The organism is Aeromonas sp. 2692-1 (assembly GCF_013085505.1).
GTDB lineage: Bacteria > Pseudomonadota > Gammaproteobacteria > Enterobacterales > Aeromonadaceae > Aeromonas > Aeromonas hydrophila.
Map to the genome: position 1 here is coordinate 2713011 of NZ_CP038513.1, position 17739 is coordinate 2730749.

The 17739-nt window shown below is 63.7% G+C and carries 15 protein-coding genes; 8 read left to right on the forward strand and 7 right to left on the reverse strand.

Annotated elements, in window-relative coordinates; all coding sequences use genetic code 11:
* The first annotated feature begins 228 nt into the window (after positions 1-228).
* Positions 229-1884 (forward strand): methyl-accepting chemotaxis protein, encoded by a 1656-nt coding sequence (locus E5E97_RS12975; RefSeq protein ID WP_171280366.1) that lies wholly within the window; start codon positions 229-231, stop codon positions 1882-1884.
* A 242-nt stretch (positions 1885-2126) separates the two neighbouring features.
* Here E5E97_RS12975 and E5E97_RS12980 read toward each other — a convergent pair whose 3' ends face one another.
* Complete coding sequence (locus E5E97_RS12980) at positions 2127-3857, reverse strand: formate--tetrahydrofolate ligase (RefSeq protein WP_171280367.1); 1731 nt, start codon at positions 3855-3857, stop codon at positions 2127-2129.
* 66 nt (positions 3858-3923) lie between these two features.
* On the opposite strand from E5E97_RS12980, the gene E5E97_RS12985 reads away from it, so the two are divergent.
* Positions 3924-4340, forward strand: a complete 417-nt coding sequence (locus E5E97_RS12985) for a hypothetical protein (RefSeq protein WP_135320140.1) — start codon at positions 3924-3926, stop codon at positions 4338-4340.
* 31 nt (positions 4341-4371) lie between these two features.
* Here E5E97_RS12985 and E5E97_RS12990 read toward each other — a convergent pair whose 3' ends face one another.
* Positions 4372-5274, reverse strand: coding sequence for a LysR family transcriptional regulator (locus tag E5E97_RS12990; RefSeq protein WP_171280368.1), 903 nt, complete (start codon positions 5272-5274; stop codon positions 4372-4374).
* Between the two features lie 110 nt (positions 5275-5384).
* On the opposite strand from E5E97_RS12990, the gene E5E97_RS12995 reads away from it, so the two are divergent.
* The 4 genes from E5E97_RS12995 to E5E97_RS13010 all read left to right on the forward strand — a co-directional run bounded on the left by E5E97_RS12995 (position 5385) and on the right by E5E97_RS13010 (position 8339).
* A complete protein-coding gene (locus E5E97_RS12995) occupies positions 5385-5945 on the forward strand; it encodes a YceI family protein (RefSeq protein ID WP_011705502.1) in 561 nt (186 codons plus the stop codon).
* Positions 5945-6682, forward strand: a complete 738-nt coding sequence (locus E5E97_RS13000; RefSeq protein ID WP_171280369.1) for a hypothetical protein — start codon at positions 5945-5947, stop codon at positions 6680-6682. The genes E5E97_RS12995 and E5E97_RS13000 overlap by 1 nt, the downstream gene beginning before the upstream one ends.
* 186 nt (positions 6683-6868) lie before the next feature.
* Positions 6869-7990, forward strand: a complete 1122-nt coding sequence (locus E5E97_RS13005; protein WP_016350268.1) for an adenosylhomocysteinase — start codon at positions 6869-6871, stop codon at positions 7988-7990.
* A 37-nt stretch (positions 7991-8027) separates the two neighbouring features.
* Positions 8028-8339, forward strand: coding sequence for a SelT/SelW/SelH family protein (locus E5E97_RS13010; protein ID WP_171280370.1), 312 nt, complete (start codon positions 8028-8030; stop codon positions 8337-8339).
* A gap of 62 nt (positions 8340-8401) precedes the next feature.
* Here E5E97_RS13010 and E5E97_RS13015 read toward each other — a convergent pair whose 3' ends face one another.
* The 3 genes from E5E97_RS13015 to E5E97_RS13025 form a co-directional block, all read right to left on the reverse strand.
* A complete protein-coding gene (locus E5E97_RS13015; RefSeq protein WP_171280371.1) occupies positions 8402-10126 on the reverse strand; it encodes a lysophospholipid acyltransferase family protein in 1725 nt (574 codons plus the stop codon).
* 141 nt (positions 10127-10267) lie between these two features.
* On the reverse strand, positions 10268-11491 hold the full coding sequence (gene pepT, locus E5E97_RS13020; RefSeq protein ID WP_171280372.1) for a peptidase T: 1224 nt from the start codon (positions 11489-11491) through the stop codon (positions 10268-10270).
* Between the two features lie 782 nt (positions 11492-12273).
* Positions 12274-12531 carry a hypothetical protein gene (locus tag E5E97_RS13025; protein WP_024943755.1) on the reverse strand — a complete coding sequence of 86 codons (258 nt, stop codon included), beginning with the start codon at positions 12529-12531 and terminating at the stop codon, positions 12274-12276.
* A 27-nt stretch (positions 12532-12558) separates the two neighbouring features.
* Between E5E97_RS13025 and speA the strand changes: the two genes are divergently transcribed.
* Positions 12559-14460 (forward strand): biosynthetic arginine decarboxylase, encoded by a 1902-nt coding sequence (speA, locus tag E5E97_RS13030; protein ID WP_029301340.1) that lies wholly within the window; start codon positions 12559-12561, stop codon positions 14458-14460.
* Between the two features lie 285 nt (positions 14461-14745).
* The gene (locus tag E5E97_RS13035; protein ID WP_042065358.1) at positions 14746-14934 is read left to right on the forward strand and encodes a hypothetical protein; all 189 of its coding nucleotides are present in this window, start codon (positions 14746-14748) and stop codon (positions 14932-14934) included.
* Between the two features lie 83 nt (positions 14935-15017).
* Here the strand turns inward: E5E97_RS13035 and E5E97_RS13040 are convergent, their stop codons facing one another.
* Together E5E97_RS13040 and E5E97_RS13045 are read right to left on the reverse strand one after the other, a co-directional pair.
* Positions 15018-15308, reverse strand: coding sequence for a hypothetical protein (locus E5E97_RS13040; protein WP_045790196.1), 291 nt, complete (start codon positions 15306-15308; stop codon positions 15018-15020).
* A 280-nt stretch (positions 15309-15588) separates the two neighbouring features.
* A complete protein-coding gene (locus E5E97_RS13045) occupies positions 15589-17595 on the reverse strand; it encodes a methyl-accepting chemotaxis protein (protein ID WP_171280373.1) in 2007 nt (668 codons plus the stop codon).
* Positions 17596-17739: the final 144 nt, after the last annotated feature.

A 17739-nucleotide genomic window follows, 5' to 3' on the forward strand; every position in this document is an offset into this window, starting at 1 on the left:
CCGGCGGCTCTCTCGACCGGGGTCTTGCTGCCGTTTCCCTGCCATGCGCCATTGCGGCTTGGGCTCGGCGCTTGGGCTGATCGGCACTTTGGCAAAAACTGTTCGCCTCGTTCATGCAAGGACATAGATTCATCAAGGCTGGATGAGCCGCCATGGAGGCGGTGACTGCGGATCGTATCGCTACGGTCCAGACGAGCGTTATCTGTTCACTCATATCCAGGACACGCCATGAATACCAGTACCATGACCATTGGCAAGAAACTCACCGCCGGCTTTGCCGTGCTCGGCCTGATGATGGCCTTCATCGGCGGTTTCTCGTTGCTGCAGTTCGGCAACATGAACCGGGCGGCCATCGGCTTTACCGACAGCATACTGCCCGCCGTGGTGCGCACCAGCACCCTGGGTGAGACCATCAACACCCTGCGCCGCTATGAACTGGATGTGTTTCTGGTGGCAGCCGACCCACAGCAGCGAGCCCACTATCGGGATCTCAGCGAGCAGAGCCTGCAAGAGGTTGCCCGCCAGGTCAAAGCCCACGACGCCACCATCTGGGCAGAGGATGTGGAGGAGCGTCGCACCTTCGATATCGTCAAGCAGGATTGGGACAAGTACGTCGCCCTGCACCAGCGGGTGCGGCTGATGCAGGATGGCGGCCAGCTGGCCGAGGCCCAGCAGCTGTTCATGAGCGAGGGGATCACCCTCTATACCAACCTGGCCAAGTCGGTGGCGGACCTGATCCGCATCAACCACGGCTACTCCGTGGGCTCCCGTGCCCAGGTGGTGGAGGCGTTTGACAGCGCCAAGCTGAGCATCATCATCGCCCTGCTGCTGGGTCTGGGGCTGGCGGCCGTGCTCTCCACCGTGCTGACCCGCCAGATCCGCGATCCCTTGGTGATGCTGGCCCGTCAGGCGCAGCGCATCGCGAGCGGTGATCTGGGCAAGGGCGAACTGCAGGAGTGGATCCGCGGCAGTCGCTTCAAGCGTGACGAGCTGGGCCAGCTCGGCGCCGCCATCGATCGCATGCAGGGTTCGCTCGCGGATCTGGTGAGCGAGATCGCCGGCTCGGTGAGCCAGCTCAGCAGCGCAGTGGAGGAGGTGAGCGCCATCTCCGAACAATCCGCCACCGGCATGGCTCGCCAGCAGAGCGAGGTTTCCCAGGTCGCCACCGCCATGAACGAGATGCAGTCCACCGTCAATGAGGTGGCCCGCAACACCACGGACGCCATGAGCGCGGCCAAGGATGCCTCCCGTACCTCGACCCAGGGCAACCAGGTGGTGCGCAGCGCCATCAGCAGCATCGAGGAGGTGTCGGTCAAAATTGAGCAGGCGGGCGCCGTGGTGCAGCAGCTGGAGCAGGACAGCAACAACATCAGCATGGTGCTGGACGTCATTCGCGGTATCGCCGAGCAGACCAACCTGCTGGCGCTCAACGCGGCCATCGAGGCGGCCCGTGCCGGCGAGCAGGGCTGCGGCTTCGCAGTCGTAGCCGACGAGGTGCGCTCCCTGGCCCAGCGCACCCAGAACTCCACCGCCGAGATCAGCAAGATGATCGAGGTGTTGCAGGAGCGTACCGCCGAGGCGGGCAGCGCCATGCAGCTGAGTCGCCAGCAGATGCAGGAGAGCGTGGGGCTGGCCCGGGAAGCGGGCAGCAGCATCGACACCATCAACGGTGCCGTCACCCAGATCACCGACATGAACACCCTGATCGCCACCGCCACCGAGGAGCAGAACGCGGTGACCGAGGAGCTCAACCGCAGCATCGTCAACATCCACAATGCGGCCGACGAGAACGCCCTGGGGGCCCAGCAGACCGCCCAGGCCTGCGTGGAGCTGAGCAAGCTGGCCAATACGTTGCACCATATGACCCAGCGTTTCACGCTCTAAATCTTGCTGCCACTAGGCAAATAACAGAAGGCCCCGCCAATCGGCGGGGCCTTGTTGTTTTGGCAGGTTTGTTGGTAGCCGGGTCGATGAGCGCAGTGTCATCGGCCGGCGCCAGACCCTTTATCCGATCACTTAGCTCAGGCCGACTATCTCGCCGTTATCGTCGATATCGATATGACGGTAACCGGTGGCAGGTTGTCGAGGCGGTGGCTTGGCCTGCAGCTGCCACTCACCATCAACCATCAGCTCAGCCCGACGATATCGCCGTTATCATCGATGTCGATATGACGGTAGGCCGGCAGGCTGCCAAGGCCCGGCATGGTCATGATGGGGCCCGCCAGGGCATAGACGAAACCGGCACCGGCGCACAGCTTCACCTCCTCGATGGGCACCTCGAAGTCCGTCGGCACCCCCTTGAGGGCGGGGTCATGGCTGATGGAGAGCGGCGTCTTGGCCACACAGACCGGCAAGTGATCCCACCCCTCGGCAGAGAGTTGCGCCAGCTGCTGGCGGGCTTTGTCCGACAGCGTCACCCCGCGGCCACTGTAGCCGCACTCCACCAGAGTTGCCAGCTTGGCGTCCAGGCTCATCTCGTCGGGGTAGAGCAGTTTGACCTTGCCCGGTTGCTTACAGGCGGCCACCACCGCCTGGGCCAGTTCGCTGGCACCGGCCCCGCCCTGGGCAAAGGCGCTGGAGATGGCGCTGCCACAAGCGCCGGCCTGCATCGCCGCGCGGGCCAGCAGGGCCAGCTCGGCCTCGCTGTCGGTGGGGAAGCGGTTGATGGCGACCACCACCGGCACCCCGTAGCGGCGGGCATTGGCGATGTGCCAGCCGAGGTTGGCGCAGCCCTGCTCGAGGGTCGGCAGATCCTCGCGCAGCAGGCTCTCCGGCAGCGGCTGACCGGGGCGGATGTCGAGCAGGCCGCTGTTGGTCTTGAGGCCGCGCACCGTCGCCACCAGCACCACGCAGGCCGGCGTGATGCCGGACTGGCGATGCTTGATGTTGAAGAACTTCTCCAGCCCCATGTCGGAGCCAAAGCCTGCCTCGGTCACCACGTAATCGGTAAGGCCGAGGGCCATGCGATCGGCGATCACCGAGGAGTTGCCGTGGGCGATGTTGGCAAAGGGGCCGGCGTGCACCAGCACCGGGGTCTGCTCGGTGGTCTGCATCAGGGTCGGCTGCAGGGCCTCTTTGAGCAGCACTGTCATGGCCCCCGCCACTTCCAGCTGCTCGGCGTTGATGGGCTTGCCGTGCAGGTCGCGGGCCAGCTGGATGCGGCCGATGCGCTGACGCAGGTCTTTCAGATCGCTCGCCAGTGCCAGAATGGCCATCAGCTCGGAGGCGGCGGTGATGACGAAGCGATCCTGGCGCTCGACGCCATCGGCGGCGCCCCCCTGTCCAATCGTGAGGTGGCGCAGGGCGCGGTCGTTTATATCGAGGGTGCGTGGCCAGAGGATGTTGTCTGCATCGATATCGAGGCGCTGCAAACCGGTTCTGGCGCTGAACTGGTCACCGAGCTTGCGCTCATGGAACAGGCGGGCATCGAGGGCCGCCGCCGCCAGGTTGTGGGCGGCGGTGAGGGCGTGAAAGTCACCGGTGAGGTGCAGGTTCATCTCCTCCATCGGCACCACCTGGGCGTGACCGCCACCGGCGGCGCCCCCCTTGACCCCGAACACCGGGCCCAGGCTCGGCTGGCGGATGGTGGCGATGCTGGGCTGGCCGATATGGTTGAGCCCCATGGAGAGACCGAGGGTGGTCACCGTCTTGCCCTCGCCAAGCGGGGTGGGGGTGATGGCGCTCACCAGCACCAGCTTGCCCGCCGGTTTGGGGAGCGACTTGAGCAGCCCGAGGCTGAGTTTGCCCTTGTAGTGACCGTAAGGATGGAGCTGGTGCGAAGGGATGGCGAGGCGTTCGGCCAGCGCGTGAATGGGGAGACGGGGGGACTGGCGGGAGATCTCGATATCGCTTAGCATCAGCACCTCGTTGGCATGTCAGGTCAAATATGCGGCGCAGTCTAGTGGAATCAACAGGGTTATCCAATGAGTAATAATATTTTGTCCGGCAATCGTGAGCTGCATCTAACGCCCATCGAGCTGGATCTCAACGCTCTCTATCACCCGCCCAAACAGCCGTTGACCGCGCTGGGGGTCGTCAGCGCCTTCATTCCGCTGTTTGGTTATGGCTGGCAGGCGATGACCCAGGATCCCGAGACCCACTTTCGCCACGAACTGGGCAAGCGCATCAACAAGCACAAGACCGACGAGGCCAATCTCATCCTGACCCTGCAGCTGGCCGGCATGCTCGACTGCCACTGCCTGCACATCACCTTGCCTTATGCATTTGATGAAGCGCAGCTGGCGACCCTGCGCCAGCGCTTGCCGCGCTGGCAGCTGAGCCTGCGCGACTTGCTGCTGGTGGCCGAGCTGCCGCTGCCTGCCGATAGCGCCGCCTCTTAGCCATCCCGTCACCTCGGTCGCTGCAAAGGTCTTAAGCCTTGCGATCCCAGTAGTGGGGGGCGAGATAGCGCTCCTGCACGAATTCGATGAAACAGCGCACCTTGGCCGAGACGAAACGGCGGTGCGGATAGAGGGCATAGAGCCCCACCTGCCCCTTCTCCCACTCCGGCAGCAGTGACACCAGGGCGCCGGAGCGCAGCGCATCGCCGACGATGAAGGTGGGCTGCAATATGATGCCCTGATGGTCGCAGGCCGCCCGGGTCAGGGCCACCCCGTTGTTGGCTCGCAGCGGCCCCTGCGGGCGCACGCTCAGCTGCTCGCCATCCCGTTTGAACACCCAGTCCGGCTGGGTCAGGGTATAGAGTAGGCAGTCGTGCTGCTTGAGATCCTCCGGGGTGTTTGGCGTCCCCCGACGGGCCAGATAGGCCGGGCTGGCGCACACCTCCAGTCGCATCATGGCCAGCGGCTTGGACACCAGGGAGGAGTCCGGCAGGTTGCCGATGCGCAGCGCTAGATCGAACCCCTCTTCCACCAGCGCCACCCGTCGGTCGCTGTACTCTATCTCCAGCTTCAGATCCGGGTAGCGTTCGCGAAACAGCGGCAGGGCGGGGGAGAGGTGCAGGTAGCCGAAATCCATCGGCACCGACAGCTTGAGGGTGCCCTGGGGCTGCTGGTTGTTGCGGGTCAGCTGGCTGTGGGTCTCTTCAAGTTCCGCCAGCAGCGCCTGGGAACGCTGGTAGTAGAACTGGCCGGCCTCGGTGGGGTTGACCTGGCGGGTGGTGCGCGACAGCAGCCGGGTGGAGAGCGACTCCTCCAGCTGCTGCATCAGCTTGGAGGTCATGGCGACCGAGATGCCGAGCTGGTTGGCGGCCTTGGTAAAACTTTGACACTCCACCACCTTGATGAAGGTGCGCATGGCGGCTATCTGGTCCATCTTTCACTCTCAGTTGATAATTATTTTAATAAATCGCTGATTATCTATTCCGATATGGAGGTTAGCATCTTGGCTGTTGTTGTGAACCCCCAATATGAAGGAACGAACGGATGAAAATGACCAAGGCCCTGCTGGCCTCCTGCCTGTTTATGGCGGCTCCCCTGATGGCAGCCGATTACGACGTCGATGCGGCGCACACCACGGTGCAGTTCAAGGTGGGTCACCTCGGCTTCTCCGAACTGGTGGGCCGTTTCAATACCTTCAGCGGCACTTTCAGCATGGACGACGCCAACCCGGCGGCGGCCAAGGCGAGCTTCGAGATCGATGCCGCTAGCGTGGACTCCAACCACGAGCCGCGCGACAAACACCTGCGCAGCCCCGATTTCCTCGACGTGAAGCAGTTCCCCAAGATGACCTTCGTCAGCTCCGGCTATGAGGGCACCAAGGATAAAGGCGTACTGAAAGGCACCCTGACCCTGCACGGCGTCTCCAAGGAAGTGGCCTTCGATCTGGTCCACATCGGTGAAGGCAAGGATCCCTGGGGTGGCTACCGCAGCGGCTTCAACGCTACCACCACCATCAAGCGCAGCGATTTTGGCGTGAACTACATGGTGCCGAACATCCCTGACGAGATGAGCATCAATCTGTTCGTCGAAGGCGTGCGCAAGTAATGGGCGCGGCACTCCTGCTGCAAACCCTGGCGGCTCCTTTGGGAGCCGCTTTGCTGTCGTGGCGCTGGCCGCGGCTGGGGTATCTGTGGGGCGCCCTGGCGCTCTGGTTGGTGGGCTGTCTGCTGGGCGGTGCCTACGGGCTGCCGGTCAAGGCGTGGCAGTGGCTGCCGCTGACTCTGCTGGTGCCCGCCCTGGCGGCGCAGCTGGCCGACCAGCGGGCCGCGCTTGCGCTGTTTGCCGCTCTGGGGGCGCTGGTGTGGTGGCAGGGGCTGGCCTCGGTGCTGGCAAGCGAGCCTGCCATCTGGCTGGCGTTGCTGCCTGCCATCGCCTGGCTGGGATGGACCGGGCTGCGCGGTGACAGCCGCGAGGGGCTCGGCTTTGCCCTCGGCTTCATCTGGCTGGCGCTGGTGATCGGCATCGACGGCAGCCTGCTGATTGCCCAGCTGGCCGGTGCGCTGGCGGCGTTCGCCGGTTTCCGTGCTCTGCTCGGGGCCTTTGTCGGCAGCCAGGTGGCGCCCGCGGCGCTCGGGTTGGCGCTGGCCTTTGTCCAGATGCTCGCCTGGCAATACGTGGAAGTGCCGCTGCTGGTGCTGCTGCCGGTCTGGCTGCTGCCGCTGCTGGAGTGGACCTTGCGCAGCAAGCCCTGGATCCAGCGCTGGACCCTGCTGATCCTGCTGGCGGGCGCAGGAGCCGGACTCAGTCTCTGGAAGGTGTGGCCGGAAGCCTCGTTGTACTGATTTTTAGCATAAAAAACAGACAATTAACCCGAAAGTTGCCGACTTCGTCATAGTCTGCACAGATAAAGATTGAGCCCCATAGTGCTTTCAGATAAAAAGGATTTTCAATTATCTGGACACACACAGAACCCGGTCTGACCGGGTTCTGTTTGCCTGCTTGTTTGCGGCGCGCTAAGGAGGCCACAGTTGCGCAGTCAAGGATCTGAGCATCTGTTTTTTCGCCATTTCACCGAGCAGGGACGTCTCGACGGGCTCTGCATCCTGCTGGTTACCCATCTGCTTCCCGATCGCCCCCAGTTTATCCAGGCCCTCGATCAGATCGGGCGGATCGGCGCCATCCTGCCCAAACCCAAGTCAGTGCATGGACCGACCCTGACCTGGGCCCAGCAACACTATCCGGTACTGCCCCTCAATCGCCAGTGGACCAACACCCCGCAGGGGGTGATCGAGCACATAGCCCCGCTGGTAGCTCCCCATGAGCGGCTGATCATCCTCGATATCGGGGGCTATTTCGCCAGAACCCAGGTCACCCTCAGCGAGTATTTCGGCCCCCGCTTCCTCGGGGTGGTGGAGATGACCGAAAACGGCCATCAGCGCTACGAGCAGGAGGTGCTGGCCACCCCGGTCATCTCGGTGGCGCGCAGCCCCCTCAAGCAGGCCGAGGATATCCAGATTGGTCTGAGCGTGGTCTACTCCGCCGAATCCCTGGCCCGCACCCTCAACCGCACCTTCAATGTCTGCCAGGCCGCTCTGTTCGGCTACGGCAAGGTGGGCCGCAGCATCGCCCGTGAACTCAGGTGCCGCAACCTGCATCTGGAGCTGGTGGAGACCGACGTGTTGCGCCAGGTGGAGGCGCTCTCCCACGGCTTCAAGCTGGTGGGCAAGGCCGAAGCCCTCGGTCGGGCCGAGCTGGTGATCTGCTCCACCGGCAACGGCGCGCTGGACTTGGCGGATCTGCAGCAGTTACGCCCCGGCACCATGGTCGCCTCGGTCACCTCGGCCGACGACGAGTTTGCGTTCTGCCTCGCCCAGCTGCCCTGGCCGAGCGAGGAGGTGTGCCCCCACGTGCTGGCACTGACCCGCCCCGACGGTAGCACCATCTTCCTGCTCAACCGGGGCGAGGCGGTCAACTTCGTCCACGGCGCCGTCATCGGCGAATATGTCTATCTGGTGCTGGCGGAGATCATCGAAGGGGTGCGTCAGCTGGCGTTGCAGCCGCTGGCCCCCGGTCTGTTTGACCTGCCGCAATCGACCATGCGCACCATTGCCCGCCACTGGCTGGCCGACTTCCACGGGGTTGCCCAGTGAGTGCTTTTTTCTTAGCCGCCATTGATGGAGTGACCACATGAGCGACACGACGCTGCCCGCCCCCAAACCTCGCATCGAGATCCGCTACTGCACCCTCTGTCGCTGGATGCTGCGCGCCGCCTGGCTGGCCCAGGAGCTGCTCTCCACCTTCGACAGCGATCTGGGTGAGGTGGCGCTGGTGCCGGCCAGCAAGGGGGAATTTCGCATTCTGGTGGACGGGGTGCTGGTGTGGGATAGGGTGGCCGACGAGGGCTTCCCCGAGGCCAAGGAGATCAAGCAGCGGGTACGCGATGTCATCGCCCCCGAGCGCGACCTCGGCCATGCCGATCGCAAGCCGGTCGCCGAGTAGGCCACAGCATCAATGACAGAGAGAGGGAGGCACAGGCCTCCCTCTCTCGTTGTGGCGCCCGTTCAACGGTCGGCAGTTGTGCCCGGTTCTTCCTCTGCGGGAAGGCCGATATAGCGGGCCCGCTTGTGGGGCTTGAGGCGGCTCACATCCACCCACACCAGGCCGTCGATGCAGTGGTTGAAGTCGGGGTCGATGCCAAAATCCATGAACTGCACGCCACCTGGCTCGCACAGCTCGGAGTACTGTTTGTAGAGGGTAGGGATGGCGCAACCCAGGTTGTCGAGGCGGGCTTTGAGTTCCCGCAGATCGGCGCCGTAATCCAGCCCGGCAAACAGCGGCGGCGTGGCGGGGTAGGGGCGGCGCGACGGGGCGAGCGCGAGCTCGGGGGCAAAGTGCTGGCGATAGAAGCTCACCAGCAGATCCTTGGCCGCCGCCGGCAGGCTGCCGGAGAGCGACACCGGGCCGAACAGGTAGCGGTAGCGGGGATAGCGGGCCAGATAGGCACCGATGCCGAACCAGAGGTAATCGAGCCCCCGCTTGCCCCAGTAGGCGGGCTGGATGAAGCTGCGGCCAAGCTCGATGGCAAGCTCCAGCCTGGGCCGCAATTTCTCTTCAAAGCCGAACAGGGTGTGGCTGTAGAGGCCGCCAAGCCCCTTGCTGGCCAGCAGTTCGGCCACCGGCGCGAAACGGTAGGCGCCGATGATCTCGAGCCGGGCCGGATCCCAGAGAATGAGGTGGTGGTAGTCATCGTCGAAGGCGTCGAGATCCCGCCGCCTGCCGGAGCCTTCCCCCACCGCCCGAAAGGCGATTTCCCGCAGGCGCCCCAGCTCGCGCAGGATCACCGAATGGCTCAGCTCGTGGCGCCGGTAAAGGTAGATCCCCTGGCCATCCGGGGTATGACCGAGCGCCTCGCAGGCGTCGATGGCCTGTTTGAGCTGACGGCGTTCCTCCGGCAGGGCGATGGGGGCCTCGGTGGCCAGCAAACCCCGCTTGCCGCGTCCGACTCGGTAGAGGTGGCTGCGCACCAGCCGGGCCGCGCTCTTGGCGGGCAGCTCCTGCACCCCGCTGGCCGGAATGCGGGCACCGATGGTGACGCCGATGCGTTTCCCTTGCTGGCGAAACAGCTGCTTGACCAGCAACAGCCCAGCCCAGTCGTTGTGGAGCCAGGCGGCGAGATAGAAGGAGAGACCATTGCGCCCGTCCAGGTGGATGGGCACCAGCGGGGTGCGGGTGCGCTGGGCCAGCTTGATGAAGCCCGCCTGCCAGGGGCCGTCCTTGACCCCTTTGGGGCCGAGGCGCGACACCTCGCCGGCGGGAAAGATCACCAAGGCCCCTTCGCTTGCCAGGTGCTCCCCCATCGCCAGGATGGCGCGCCGGTCGGTTTTGCCGCCCAGGTTGTCCACCGGCAGCAGCAGGGGGCGCAGCGGCGTCAGCTGGGCCAGCAGCTGATTGGCCACTATCTTGACGTCCGGCCGGATGCGGCCGAGCAGGCGCAGCAGGGCCAGCCCGTCGAGGGAGCCGATGGGGTGATTGGCGACGATGATGACCCGGCCGCTGGCCGGAATGTGCTCGAGCTGGGCTTCGCTCACCCGGTAGTCGAAGTCGAGCTCGGTCAGCGCCTGCTCGACGAAGTCGAGTCCGCGCAGGTGGGGATGACTCGTGGCGAAGCGTTGAAACGCCTGCTCGTGCAGCAGCCAGCGCAGCCCCTGCCGGAGCAGGGGGCGCAACAGACCGTGGGCCGAGAGGCGGGGCAGGTGTTGTTGTAGCAGGGTATCGACACTGAACATGGGCTGGGCTCCGATGAGTCGTTGCCCTAGCGTGACACCCTTCTGTTCCCGCCCCATGGCAGCGGGATGACAGTTTGATGGCAAAGAGGGGAGCCGGTTAACCGGTTCCCCTCTTTGGTCATGGCGGTGACGATGGCCGGTTTAGCCGCGCCAGGCCGAAGTCAGGCGCACCAGCTCCACCAAGGTGGTGACCGCTTTTTCCATGGATTGCAGCGGGATGAACTCGTGCTTGCCGTGGAAGTTGTGGCCGCCGGTAAACAGGTTGGGGCAGGGCAGCCCCATAAAGGAGAGCCGCGCGCCGTCGGTACCGCCGCGAATGGGTTTGATCCTCGAGGTGACGTCGGCGGCCTGCATGGCGGCCTTGGCCAGCTCGATGATGTGCATGTGCGGCTCGATCTGGCTGCGCATGTTGCGATAGCTGTCGGTCAGGGTCAGCTCGATGCGCGCCCTGGGGGCCTCCAGCTGCAGCGAGGCGACCCGCTCCTTGAGCTGGGCTTTGCGGGCGGCGAAGCCCTCGTCGTCGAAGTCGCGGATGATGTAGTGCAGGCTGGTCTCTTCCACTGTGCCGTTCATCTGGGCCAGGTGGAAGAAGCCCTGATAGCCGTCGGTCGCCTCCGGGGTTTGCTCGGCGGGCATGGCGGCGTGGAAGCGGGCGGCCAGGGTCTGGCTGTTGATCATGCTGCCCTTGGCGGTGCCGGGGTGCACGTTGTTGCCGATAAAACGCACGGTGGCGCCGGCGGCGTTGAAGTTCTCGTATTCGAGCTCACCCAGCTCGCCGCCGTCTACCGTATAGGCCCATTTGGCCGGGAAGCGGTCCAGCGGGAAGCGGTCGGCGCCGCGACCTATCTCCTCGTCCGGGGTAAAACCGACCCAGACATCGCCACGGGGGATCTCGGGGTGAGCCAGCAGGTGGTCGATGGCGGTGAGGATCTCGGCGATGCCCGCCTTGTCATCGGCCCCCAGCAGGGTGCTGCCGTCGGTGGTGATGAGATCCTGCCCCAGGTAGTTTTTCAGGAAGCGGTAGTCGCGAATGGCCAGCACCTCGTCCCCCTTGCCCAGACAGATGTCACCGCCCTGATAGTTTTCGATGATCTGGGGTACCACGTGCGCCGCCTCGTAGTCGGCGGTATCCATGTGGGCGATGAGGCCGATGGCCGGCGCGTCCGGCTGGTTGCCCGGCAGGTAGGCGGTGAGGTAGCCGTATTGGTCCAGGGTGACCCGGCTCAGTCCCATCTGCTGCATCTCGTCGCACAGGGCGCGGGCGAAGACGAGCTGTCCCTCGCTGCTGGGACTGGCGGGATTGGTCGCATCGGAGCGGGTATGAAAAGTCACGTAACGCAGAAAACGCTCAAGCAAGGTATCCATTGGCAAGCCTCGTACCGGTGGGGAGGGGCCATTGTGGCCAATCTGGCGGCGCGGCTTTTTGCGTCAGCGCAGTTTTTGCCGCATTTTTTGGCGAAGATCTGGCTGTAAACGTGTAAGGTGGTTCAGGCTGTGGTTGTTGATATCAAGCGCAGCATAAAATATCCAATAACCGACATTTTTAAGCGGCTTGTGATGTGGCCAGGCAGGCGCTCAGCACTGAGGGGGTCGGGGGCGACAACGGATGGCGCAAACCGGCGTTATTTTCAGGGTGGAAAAGAGGGGGTGGACGGACTTCTTCCCCCGCGTGCCAGGCCTGCTGGCAGCAAGATTTGATCGCCTTATTAAAAGCAGTTTTTGAACACTATTTTTTATTGTCACCGCTGGCGGTAAGTGTGTACACTCCGCGCCGATCCAAGGGTAACCCTGAGCAGGCAGAGGCCGCCAGACTCCCGGATGATCAGACGCCTATAGGGCGAGGCACGCAGCAACGACAGACACTGCTAGGGTATGGTTTCTTTAATACCGGTTAGGCTCCGGTATCAGGGAGAACAACGGACACTCAATGTCCAGCTGACCGAGTGAGCCAACGGCTCATCATCTTCCCTTGTCATGGGCGGTCACTGGTGCTGAGCTGGCTGTGGTTGTTGTCGTCTATCAACACGCACGCGTGCTGACGCCTTCGCTTCTCTTCCTTGAAACCTTCCCTTGCTGTCGTGATGGCTGCCGAATGATGAACGGACCGCGTGGCTGATGCTGTCCGTCATCAAAGTACCGCGGCGCTGTTAGCGCAGCACCGCATACCGTTGAGCTTGATGTAAAGCCACCAGCCCCACATCAAGACTCGTTACTTCCCCAAGATCCACCAGGCAGCCTAGGCTTGCCGCGATGTGCAAGGGATGTGACGGAAGGGCCCGGGTCAACCCGCCGCGTAGTGCGCGCAGGTTGCAGGAGTCGCCCTTCCCGAGCCGGCAGGCCGCCTCGGCGCGCCGCACCTTGTCATCGATGGTCTGGATGTGATTGAGGGTAACGAAGGCGGCCACCGGCCGCTCATTTGCGAGGCATAGCCCATGACTAACTGGTCCAGCAAGGACTCCTTGAAGGTCTACAACGTTCCCTACTGGGGTGCGGGTTTTTTCAACATCAATGACGCCGGTCATGTGACCGTCGCTCCCGACAAATCACGCCCTGATGCACAGATCGTGCTCTCCGACGCCATCGAACAGTTGCGTCAATCCGGGCTGACCACTCCGGTACTGCTGCGTTTCCCCGACATCCTCAAGAGTCGGGTCGATGCGCTGTTCAACGCCTTCGGTCAGGCCATCGAGAAGTCAGGCTATGAAGGGGACTACCTGTGCGTTTACCCGATCAAGGTAAACCAGCAGCGTCGCGTCATCGAGACCATCAGCCAGTCCTACAGCGACAAGCCCCGGCTTGGCCTGGAAGCTGGTTCCAAACCGGAACTGCTGGCCGTGCTGTCCCATCACCATGAGCAAGGCTCGGTGATCGTCTGCAACGGTTACAAAGACCGCGAATATATCCGCCACGCCCTCTTGGGCAACCTGATGGGCCACAAGGTCTACATCGTGGTGGAGAAGCCCTCCGAGCTGGAAATGGTGCTGGACGAGTCAGCTCGTCTCAACATCAAGCCCAACATCGGGGTGCGTGCCAAGCTCGCTTCCACCGGCTCCGGCATGTGGGAATCGAGCGGTGGCTCCATGTCCAAATTCGGTCTGTCCGCCTCCCAGATCCTGGCGCTGATCGAGCGTCTGCGCGGCCTTGGCAAGCTGGACTGCCTGCAACTGCTGCACTTCCACCTGGGTTCCCAGATCGCCAACATCCGCGACATCCAGGGCGGCATCCGCGAGTGCGGCCGTTTCTACGCCGAACTGCGTCGCCTCGGTGCCAACATCGAAGTGGTTGACGTCGGCGGCGGCCTGGGGGTGGACTACGAGGGAACCCGTTCCCAGAGCCACTGCTCCGCCAACTACAGCCTCTCCGAGTACGCCAACAACGTGGTGTGGGGCATCGGCGATGTCTGCCGCGAGTTCGACCTGCCGCACCCGACCATCATCAGCGAGTCCGGCCGTGCCCTGACCGCTCACCACGCCGTGCTGGTTACCAACATCATTGGTGCCGAAGGGGTGGAGATGAACGACATCAGCGCACCGGACGAGGATGCGCCCACCATTCTGCAGAACATGTGGAAAGGCTGGCTGGACCTGCGCAGCGAAGATCCCTCCCTGCTGGAGATCTTCCACGACTCGGTGGCAGACCTGGGCGACGTCAATACCCAGTACACCATGGGTCTCTTGAACCTGGAGCAACGCGCCTGGGCCGAGATGCTGCACCAGAACACCTGTCTGGCACTCAAAGAGCTGCTCAACCCGGTCAACCGCAACCACCGTGCGCTGGCTGACGAGCTCTCCGAGAAACTGGCGGACAAGTGCTTTGCCAACTTCTCCCTGTTCCAGTCCCTGCCGGATGCCTGGGGTATCGGTCAGGTATTCCCGGTGATGCCGCTGGCCGGCCTCGAACGTCCGCTCACCCGCCGCGGCATCCTGATGGACATCACCTGTGACTCCGACGGTCAGGTCGAGCACTATGTCGACGGTCTGGGGGTCGAGAGCACCCTGCCGATGCCGGTATATGGCGAGCACGAAGAGTGCCATGTCGGCTTCTTCCTGGTCGGTGCCTATCAGGAGATCCTGGGGGATCTGCACAACCTGTTCGGTGACACCCACTGCGCGGAAGTGTGGCTCGATGACGAAGGCAAGATGGACATTCGCAACGTGGTGCGCGGCGACACCGTCGATCAGCTGCTGCGTTACGTCAACATCGACCCGTCGGTCATCCGCGAGAACTACCAGCGCATCGTCTCCCACCCGGCGCTGGACGACGCGACCCGCAAGGCCCTGCTCGACGAGCTGGAGCTGGGTTTGCAAGGCTACGCCTACCTGGAAGACGAATAAGCCCGAGGCTTGTTCACCCGCACCGCGAGACCACGTGGCGCGGAGATAAAAAAACGGCGCCTGCGGGCGCCGTTTTTGTTGCGCACGATCCACCGCAGTATGCGCCGGCGGGGTGAGTCTTGGGTTGGGTACGGCTGATGGATGTCGGTGTTGGGCACCATGGGCCGCAGATCCGGCAGATATCCGCGTCGGCCGTCGCTTCCCTTGATCTGCATCAAGTTTGCAGCGGCCGGGTTATCTTACGGTCAGAGTGATGTTGAAGGGATGTAACAAAAGGATGTGCGTATGGAACTTGAAAGGGACCCGAGATGCTACACCGACGTTTGTATCGACGGTAAGTGGTATCACTACGATCACTGCAGCACCCACGTCTACATGTTGATGGGGGGCGCTGCGCCCTGCCTGCAGCTCGCTTATGAGCCCAGCAGCGAAGAGGAGCTGATCGAGATGCTCCGCCAGCTCGCCCGCTGCTGAACTACATTGCCAGCATTGCCAGCATTGCCAGCATTGCCTGCGGCCATCGGCAGCTTGCCGCTGGCCGCGTTTCATTTATCAGCTCAATTGCCCTGCTTATGCCCCAGCAGTTCCTTGCCGAGCTCTTGCAGGGCGATGGCCGCGGCGTAACCGGCGTCCGACTTGCCTATCTCATCGGCCACATAGAGGAAGTTGGAGCGATACTTCTCCACCGCCTCGCGCGGGTTGGCCGCGTCGATGAAATCCTCTTCCACCTCGAACCCCTGCGCCAGCAGTGCCTCTTTCTCGGGCAGGAAGGTGGGGGAGGCCATGTCGATAAAGGTGTACTGCTGCCGGTTGGAGGCCGGGATAGAGAAAAACTGGTACTTCGCCATTTGCGATACCTCGCCTGAACTTGTGTGTCGTGATGCGAGCTTCCTCTCGCCGGACTTTCGTCGAACTGTTCCTCGGGCGTCGAACTGATCCCCGGGCCTGTTGCAGGCAATAAAGGTAACGTTCGAATCTTGTTGTGGCTGAAGATTACCCCGCTTTATCCTCAGCGCACAATGGGCAGTTGGTACTTTTTTCGCCAAGAAAAACAATGCTGCCCGATCGTCTGAATTGGCAAAAAAAACCAGCCCCGGCAGGGGGCTGGCATAGGTGATTGACGCCGGCTCAGAGCACGAAGCTTTGCACCATGGCTCGCAGCTGCTCGGTGAGCTGGTGGATCTGGCGGGCGGCGTCGCGGGCCGCGTTGGCCACCTGCAGCGCTTCGTCGCTGCCATCGGAGATGCGCACCACGTTGCGCTCTATCTCGTTGACCACGGCCCCCTGCTGCTCGATGGCGCTGGCGATCACCGAGTTGGTGTCGACCATGCTGCCCACCCGCTCGGTGATGGCGCCAAAGGCCTGCTGGGCCTCCTGGGCCAGACCAACCCCCTCCTGCGCCTCGCGGCTGGCGGCGGACATGGCGCTGACCGAGGCGCGGGCGCCGGTTTGCAGCTGCTCGATCATCTGCTGGATCTCGACCGTGGCCCCCTGGGTGCGGTTGGCCAGCGAGCGCACCTCGTCGGCCACCACCGCGAAGCCGCGTCCCTGCTCGCCGGCGCGGGCCGCCTCGATGGCGGCGTTGAGGGCCAGCAGGTTGGTCTGCTCGGCGATGCCGCGGATCACCCCGATGACGCCACCAATCTGGCTGCACTGCTGCTCCAGCTGGCCGATGGTCTCGGCGGTGCGCAGCACCTCGCGGTTGATGTGGTCGATGGCCTTGATGGTACGCTCGACCACCGCCTCGCCCTGACCCACCACGGCCTGCGCCTCCTGGGTCATGCGGGCGGCCTGCTGGGCGTTGCCCGCCATGTCGTGGGAGGTGGCGGCCAGCTCCTTGATGGCGGTGGCCACCTGATGGGTCTCCCCTTGCTGATCGGCGATCACCTCCTGGGAACGACAGGTCCGCGCTTCGATTTCGGTGGCACTCTCCACCACGCTGACGCCGTTCTCCCGCACCCGCAGCATCAGGGTACGCAGGGTCTGCAGGGTCACGTTGTAATCCCGGCTGATGGCGGCCAGCTCATCCTGGCCGACGATCTCGATCTGCTGGCTGAGATCCTGGGCGTTGACCCGGGCGGCGATCTCCCGCACCCGGCCCACGGTGCCACGCAAGGAGAGATAGGCGCCGATCATCAGGTAGAGATAGACCAGCAGGATGGCGGTCAGCGGCCCGGTCACCCACCAGAAGTGACGCTGGTTGGCGGTCATGCGCTGGTGCAGGTCTGCCTCCAGCCGCTGGCGCACCTGACCCGCCAGCGCCGTGATGGCGGCATCCAGCCCATCCCCCAGCGCCAGCACCTCCTTGCTGGAGAGCTGCACCTGCTGATCCTTCATCATCTTGTTTTCCAGGGTGTCGACCCCCTGATGGGCCTGCAGCAGCAGGGCGTCGGTCTGCTGGCCCAGCTCGCTGCGATAGGTGGGCGCCATCTCATAGAGCAGGGTCAGGTCGGCCTCCAGCTCCTGCAGGGTGGCGTTGATGAGGTCGAGGCGAAAGCGCAGGGCGCTGTAGCCCTGGGCCTGAAACAGGCCGAAGTCGGCGATGGTGGCGGCCCGATCCCGCACTTGGGCCAGCAGATCGCGCAGCTGCGGCAGCCGCTCGCTGGCGAGCACCACCATGTAGTAGGTGCCGAGCGCGGGATCCTGCACCAGGCTGCTGGCGGCGGTGATGCTCTTGTAGAGGTGGCGTACCTCGGTCAGCAGCTTGTCGTGGCGCAGGTTGCTCTGATCCACCTCGAGCCCGAGCGCCTCGCTTTGCAGGCTTGACCACTCCTGGGCGAGGGTATCGAACACGGGGTTTTGCTGTTTGGTGGCGGCGAAGGCGGCCAGGCTGGCATCGACGGCCCGGGCTGCGGCCTTGACCTCCTCCTCGCCGACCGGGTTCTGCTCATAGCCGTGCCGGGTGACCAGGTTGCGATGGGTCAGCAGGGCCTGCTCGATGGCGGGCAGCGGCGCCAGCTTGACCACGCCGGCCAGCTCTTTGCGGGCCTGGGCGTTGTCATCCTGCAGCCGACCCAGCAGGTTGGTCATGCTGTAGGCCAGCGGCAGCAGCATCAGGCAGGACCAGAGCAAAAACTTGTACTTGAAGGAGAGCTGATTGCCGAGCCGGATGGCGGGCGTGAATATCCATTTCATATGAAGCCTCGGGCCCCGACGGGGCGTGTAGCGGGATGGCTGGATATTACTCCTCGCCGGGGGGCTCGGCTGGGGGCGGGGTGGAAGTTGTGATCCCCTTGGCTTTTTCCCGTGGCGAGGGGGGCTGAATGGGTCAGAAAAACG

Bases quoted from the DNA above. Each gene is read 5' to 3' on its own strand.
- E5E97_RS12975 (WP_171280366.1), top strand. From the start codon at position 229: ATGAATACCAGTACCATGACCATTGGCAAGAAACTCACCGCCGGCTTT.
- E5E97_RS12980 (WP_171280367.1), bottom strand. From the start codon at position 3,857: ATGCTAAGCGATATCGAGATCTCCCGCCAGTCCCCCCGTCTCCCCATT.
- E5E97_RS12985 (WP_135320140.1), top strand. From the start codon at position 3,924: ATGAGTAATAATATTTTGTCCGGCAATCGTGAGCTGCATCTAACGCCC.
- E5E97_RS12990 (WP_171280368.1), bottom strand. From the start codon at position 5,274: ATGGACCAGATAGCCGCCATGCGCACCTTCATCAAGGTGGTGGAGTGT.
- E5E97_RS12995 (WP_011705502.1), top strand. From the start codon at position 5,385: ATGAAAATGACCAAGGCCCTGCTGGCCTCCTGCCTGTTTATGGCGGCT.
- E5E97_RS13000 (WP_171280369.1), top strand. From the start codon at position 5,945: ATGGGCGCGGCACTCCTGCTGCAAACCCTGGCGGCTCCTTTGGGAGCC.
- E5E97_RS13010 (WP_171280370.1), top strand. From the start codon at position 8,028: ATGAGCGACACGACGCTGCCCGCCCCCAAACCTCGCATCGAGATCCGC.
- E5E97_RS13015 (WP_171280371.1), bottom strand. From the start codon at position 10,126: ATGTTCAGTGTCGATACCCTGCTACAACAACACCTGCCCCGCCTCTCG.
- pepT (WP_171280372.1), bottom strand. From the start codon at position 11,491: ATGGATACCTTGCTTGAGCGTTTTCTGCGTTACGTGACTTTTCATACC.
- speA (WP_029301340.1), top strand. From the start codon at position 12,559: ATGACTAACTGGTCCAGCAAGGACTCCTTGAAGGTCTACAACGTTCCC.
- E5E97_RS13035 (WP_042065358.1), top strand. From the start codon at position 14,746: ATGGAACTTGAAAGGGACCCGAGATGCTACACCGACGTTTGTATCGAC.
- E5E97_RS13040 (WP_045790196.1), bottom strand. From the start codon at position 15,308: ATGGCGAAGTACCAGTTTTTCTCTATCCCGGCCTCCAACCGGCAGCAG.
- E5E97_RS13045 (WP_171280373.1), bottom strand. From the start codon at position 17,595: ATGAAATGGATATTCACGCCCGCCATCCGGCTCGGCAATCAGCTCTCC.